The sequence below is a fragment of the Pseudomonas emilianonis genome, assembly GCF_023072625.1.
In the GTDB taxonomy this organism is placed as follows: domain Bacteria; phylum Pseudomonadota; class Gammaproteobacteria; order Pseudomonadales; family Pseudomonadaceae; genus Aquipseudomonas; species Aquipseudomonas paraveronii.
Window position 1 is genome coordinate 1 of record NZ_JAKNRV010000364.1, and the last position, 4,980, is coordinate 4,980.

8 protein-coding genes are annotated in these 4,980 nt (G+C 59.7%); all 8 read left to right on the forward strand.

The features are described from left to right. On the forward strand, positions 1-408 hold a 408-nt coding region (locus tag L9Z73_RS25185; protein ID WP_430624315.1), incomplete at its 5' end, for an ImpA family type VI secretion system protein. A gap of 54 nt (positions 409-462) precedes the next feature. Beyond that, positions 463-969 carry a type VI secretion system contractile sheath small subunit gene (tssB, locus tag L9Z73_RS25190; protein ID WP_247406909.1) on the forward strand — a complete coding sequence of 169 codons (507 nt, stop codon included), beginning with the start codon at positions 463-465 and terminating at the stop codon, positions 967-969. A gap of 2 nt (positions 970-971) precedes the next feature. After that, positions 972-2,468, forward strand: coding sequence for a type VI secretion system contractile sheath large subunit (gene tssC, locus L9Z73_RS25195; RefSeq protein WP_247406911.1), 1,497 nt, complete (start codon positions 972-974; stop codon positions 2,466-2,468). A gap of 164 nt (positions 2,469-2,632) precedes the next feature. Further along, positions 2,633-3,121 (forward strand): Hcp family type VI secretion system effector, encoded by a 489-nt coding sequence (locus tag L9Z73_RS25200; protein WP_247406914.1) that lies wholly within the window; start codon positions 2,633-2,635, stop codon positions 3,119-3,121. Positions 3,122-3,202: 81 nt separating this feature from the next. Next, complete coding sequence (locus L9Z73_RS25205; protein ID WP_048723566.1) at positions 3,203-3,655, forward strand: type VI secretion system amidase effector protein Tae4; 453 nt, start codon at positions 3,203-3,205, stop codon at positions 3,653-3,655. After that, positions 3,655-4,080, forward strand: a complete 426-nt coding sequence (locus tag L9Z73_RS25210; protein ID WP_247406917.1) for a hypothetical protein — start codon at positions 3,655-3,657, stop codon at positions 4,078-4,080. The genes L9Z73_RS25205 and L9Z73_RS25210 overlap by 1 nt, the downstream gene beginning before the upstream one ends. Then, positions 4,074-4,589 carry a type VI secretion system baseplate subunit TssE gene (gene tssE, locus L9Z73_RS25215; RefSeq protein WP_247406920.1) on the forward strand — a complete coding sequence of 172 codons (516 nt, stop codon included), beginning with the start codon at positions 4,074-4,076 and terminating at the stop codon, positions 4,587-4,589. The genes L9Z73_RS25210 and tssE overlap by 7 nt, the downstream gene beginning before the upstream one ends. After that, on the forward strand, positions 4,586-4,980 hold a 395-nt coding region (locus L9Z73_RS25220; RefSeq protein ID WP_247406922.1), incomplete at its 3' end, for a type VI secretion system baseplate subunit TssF. The genes tssE and L9Z73_RS25220, both read left to right, overlap by 4 nt.

Here is a 4,980-nt window from a genome sequence, read left to right on the forward strand (position 1 = left end):
GAACAACAGGTCAGCGACCAGGTCGGCTCGGCCCAGGGCGTCGACCTCAGCCTGTTGAAGCAACCGCTCAAGCAGGCGCTGCAGATCCTCAGCCAGTTTGTCCCGAGCAGCGAGACCGGCAACCGCGAACCCGAGGCCGTCAGTGACGACAACGCCCCCTCGGTCGACTTCGCCGCCGCCCCCGTCGCACCGCGCCCCAGCGGCGATATCGCCAACCGCGATGACGTACTGCGCAGCCTCGACAAGATCCTTGCGTACTACAGCCGTTACGAGCCTTCGAGCCCGTTGCCGGTGCTGTTGAACCGCGCAAAGCACCTGGTGCATGCCGACTTCGCGGCCATCGTGCGCAATCTGATTCCCGACGGCATGTCCCAATTTGAAAACCTGCGTGGCCCAGACGGCGAGTAAGCCGACCGACTGCGCAGTAACAATACCGTCGCTCAAGCGACCAGGAGCAGCAACGTGGCGAAGCAAAGTTCTCAGAAATTCATCGCGCGCAACCGCGCGCCTCGAGTGCAGATCGAGTACGACGTCGAGCTCTACGGCGCCGAGAAAAAGGTCCAGCTGCCCTTCGTGATGGGTGTGATGGCCGACCTCGCCGGTAAACCCGCCGAGCCGCTCGCGCCCGTGGCCGACCGCAAGTTCCTTGAAGTGGACGTCGACAATTTCGACTCGCGCCTCAAGGCCATGCAACCGCGCGTAGCGTTCCACGTACCCAACGAGCTGACAGGCGAAGGCAACTTGAGCCTGGACATCACCTTCGAAAGCATGGACGACTTCAGCCCGGCCGCCGTGGCCCGCAAGGTCGACGCGCTGAGCAAGCTGCTCGAAGCTCGCACCCAGTTGGCCAACCTGCTGACCTACATGGACGGCAAGACCGGCGCTGAAGAAATCATCATGAAAGCGATCAAGGACCCAGCATTGCTGCAGGCCCTTGCGAGCGCGCCGAAGCCGGCAGGGGACCAGTAATCATGACCGAGAATACCGTTCGCGAAAGCGCTCAAAACCTGGGCGCTACCGAAGAAACCAGCGAGTTCGCCTCGCTGTTGCTGCAAGAATTCAAACCGAAGACCGAGCGTGCCCGCGAAGCCGTGGAAACCGCCGTGCGCACCCTGGCCGAACAGGCGTTGGCACAGACGGACCTGGTGTCCAACGACGCGATCAAGTCGATCGAATCGATCATCGCCGCCATCGACGCCAAGCTCACCGCCCAAGTCAACCAGATCATCCACCACCAGGATTTCCAGCAGTTGGAAAGCGCCTGGCGTGGCCTGCACTACCTGGTCAACAACACCGAGAGCGATGAGCAACTGAAGATTCGCGTGCTCAACATCTCCAAGCCGGACCTGCACAAGACCCTGAAGAAATTCAAGGGCACCGCTTGGGACCAGAGCCCGATCTTCAAGAAGATGTACGAAGAAGAATACGGCCAGTTCGGCGGCGAACCTTACGGTTGCCTGGTCGGCGACTACTACTTCGACCAGTCGCCACCGGATGTCGAGCTGTTGGGCGAATTGTCCAAAGTCTGTGCCGCGATGCACGCCCCCTTCATCGCTGCCGCTTCGCCGACCGTGATGGGCATGGGCTCGTGGCAGGAACTGTCGAACCCGCGCGACCTGACCAAGATCTTCACCACCCCGGAATACGCCGGCTGGCGCTCGCTGCGTGAATCGGAAGACTCGCGCTACATCGGCCTGACCATGCCGCGCTTCCTCGCGCGCCTGCCGTATGGCGCCAAGACCGACCCGGTGGAAGCCTTCGCCTTCGAAGAAAACACCGACGGCGCCGACAGCTCCAAGTACACCTGGGCCAACGCAGCCTACGCGATGGCGGTCAACATCAACCGTTCGTTCAAGCACTACGGCTGGTGCTCGCGCATCCGTGGCGTGGAATCCGGCGGTGAAGTGGAAAACCTGCCGGCCCACACGTTCCCTACCGATGACGGTGGCGTGGACATGAAGTGCCCGACCGAAATCGCCATCAGCGACCGCCGTGAAGCGGAGCTGGCGAAGAACGGTTTCATGCCGCTGCTGCACAAGAAAAACACCGATTTCGCCGCGTTCATTGGCGCGCAGTCGCTGCAGAAACCAGCCGAGTACGACGACCCGGACGCCACCGCCAACGCCAACCTGGCGGCGCGCCTGCCGTACCTGTTCGCCACCTGCCGTTTCGCGCACTACTTGAAGTGCATCGTGCGCGACAAGATCGGTTCCTTCAAAGAGAAGGACGAAATGCAACGCTGGTTGCAGGACTGGATCCTCAACTACGTCGACGGCGACCCGGCGCACTCCACCGAAACCACCAAGGCCCAGCACCCGTTAGCTGCCGCCGAAGTGATCGTGGAAGACGTCGAAGGCAACCCGGGTTACTACAACTCCAAGTTCTACCTGCGCCCGCACTACCAGCTCGAAGGGCTGACCGTGTCGCTGCGCCTGGTATCGAAACTGCCTTCGGCGAAAAGCGCATAACCAGCGGTTGAACTCGCTCTTCTGTGGGTGGGGCTTGCCCCCGATGGCATCGACGCGGTCTGACTGAAAGACCGTGTCGCCTGCATCGGGGGCAAGGCGAATCGTCGCACCGCCCCTCCCACAAAAAACCAAATCGAGTGGCAGAGTCCACACAGGGAGAAAACATGGCTGTTGATATTTTCATCAAGATTGGCGACATCAAGGGCGAGTCCATGGACAAAGCCCACAAGGACGAAATCGACGTACTGAACTGGAGCTGGGGCATGTCCCAGTCCGGCAACATGCACGTAGGCGGTGGCGGCGGCGCAGGCAAGGTGAACATCCAGGACCTGTCGCTGACCAAGTACGTCGACAAATCCTCGCCGAACCTGATGATGCACTGCGCTAGCGGCAAGCACATCGACAAGGTCAAGCTGACCGTGCGCAAGGCCGGTGGCGAAAGCCAGGTCGAGTACATGGTGATCAATCTGGAAGAAGTACTGGTTACGTCCCTGAGCACCGGCGGTTCGGGCTCCGATGATCGCCTGACCGAAAATGTCACCCTGAACTTCGCCCAAGTGATGGTCGACTACCAGCCGCAGAAAGCCGACGGCACCAAAGACGGCGGCGCGATCAAGTTTGGCTGGAATATCCGGTCCAACACCAAGCGTTGATATGAACACCCCCTGGCGCCATGCGCCGGGGGGGTTTGGTGCGTGCTCACATTCGACCCCTTCTTTTTCGGTATCTGAGTCATGGCCAAACCTTCGTTTATTAATTTGTGGAAGGCGTATTCCGATCTTTTGGTTACGCATCCAAAAGCAGACCCTTGCAATGGTCCTTGGGCCAATCAATGCGCTATCCGCATGAGTCTGGTGCTCAACGCCGAGCTGACCATCAAGGTCAACAAATCTACCTATACCGAGCCCAAGTGTGCGCATGAACACGCCAGGGGTGCCGAGTCGTTGGCTAATTGGCTGTGGAAAAGGCATCTAGGACGACCCGCCATTCTGGGTAACACCGCCGAAGACCGTCGCACGCTGATGGGCAAAACCGGGCTTATTTTTTTCAAGGATTGTTTCCAGCAATCAGGCGAGTCCCTGGATAACCGTACCGGCGATCATATTGATCTATGGAACCGAGGAATAACCCAAACCGGCGATCTCTTTTTCCGCTCCAGAGCTGTCTGGTTTTGGGAACTCACATAATGAAAAAACCATTGCTCGCCCTCTGCCTGACCATGAACGTGATCAGTCTGAACGCATGCGCCGAACATACCGAAACGCCGACGATCGAGGCTGTGTTTGTTGGGCAGCCCCTCAAACTGATCGATGACCAGGGTCAGTGCACGTTAGTCAACCCTGATCAAAGCCGTACAAAACTGGATATGGAATGGCCATGCAGCTTCAGCTTGGATAAACATCAGAAATTGCGCGTGGAGACATTCAACGGCGTCCCTATATTTTCAGTTTGGCGTGTTGAGCACATGCCGGCCCCGAGCCGCGACTGCTTGAACAAAATGCAGGCTATTCGCCAAATCCAAGGGCACCTAGAGGTGGCGCCGGTCAGCCTATCGGCATCCTGCGGTTGGGGTGGCGACCAAAAAATGTATGTGGCGCCCTTTACGTGGTAACTGAAATCGCCAGCCGCGACCGTCTGCAACCGTCCCTGTTGGACCGGTTGACCGACGACGACCCGACCAATCCCAAGGAAAGCGCCGACAAACGCGTGCTGTCCCTGACCCAATTGAAAGCCTCGGTTTTGCGTGACCTGGCGTGGCTGCTCAACACCACGTCGTTGCTCGATGCCGATGCCACGCTGCACACCCCGGCCGGCACCTCGGTGGTCAATTACGGCCTGCCGGCACTGGCGGGCAACAGTGTTTCCAGCATCGACATCAAGGCCCTGGAAACCCTCATCTATCAGGCGATCGCCACCTTTGAGCCACGTATTCTGCGCCACACCTTGCGCGTCAAAGCCCGCGTCGGCCATGGCGAGATGAACCACAACGCGCTGAGCTTCGAGATCGAAGGCGACCTGTGGGCACAGCCGGTGCCCTTGCGCCTGTTGCTGCAAACCGACCTGGACCTGGAGTCCGGCCACGTGCGCGTGGTCAACGCCGACCAGCGGAGACGCCCATGAACCCGCGCCTGCTAGAGCTGTACAACCAGGAACTGCACCACGTGCGCGAAAGCGCTGCCGAGTTCGCCAAGGAATACCCGAAGATCGCCAGTCGGCTGAGCCTGTCCGGCATGGACTGCGCCGACCCCTACGTCGAACGTCTGCTCGAAGGTTTTGCCTACCTCACGGCCCGCGTGCAACTCAAGCTCGACGCCGAGTACCCGACCTTCACCCACAACCTGCTGGAAATCGCCTACCCGCACTACCTGGCGCCGACGCCGTCGATGACCGAACGTCTGGGCTCGATGGTGTTCCGTCGTGGCGAGCAACTGTATAACTTCCAAGGTTTGCGCCGCTTCAAAGACAAGTTCCAGCCTGACTGGGAACCCCGTTACATGGCCGTGCCCGCAGG

Excerpts from the sequence above, each read along its gene's own strand:
- L9Z73_RS25210 (WP_247406917.1), top strand. The coding sequence starts at position 3,655 with ATGAAAAAACCATTGCTCGCCCTCTGCCTGACCATGAACGTGATCAGT.
- L9Z73_RS25205 (WP_048723566.1), top strand. The coding sequence starts at position 3,203 with ATGGCCAAACCTTCGTTTATTAATTTGTGGAAGGCGTATTCCGATCTT.
- L9Z73_RS25200 (WP_247406914.1), top strand. The coding sequence starts at position 2,633 with ATGGCTGTTGATATTTTCATCAAGATTGGCGACATCAAGGGCGAGTCC.
- tssC (WP_247406911.1), top strand. The coding sequence starts at position 972 with ATGACCGAGAATACCGTTCGCGAAAGCGCTCAAAACCTGGGCGCTACC.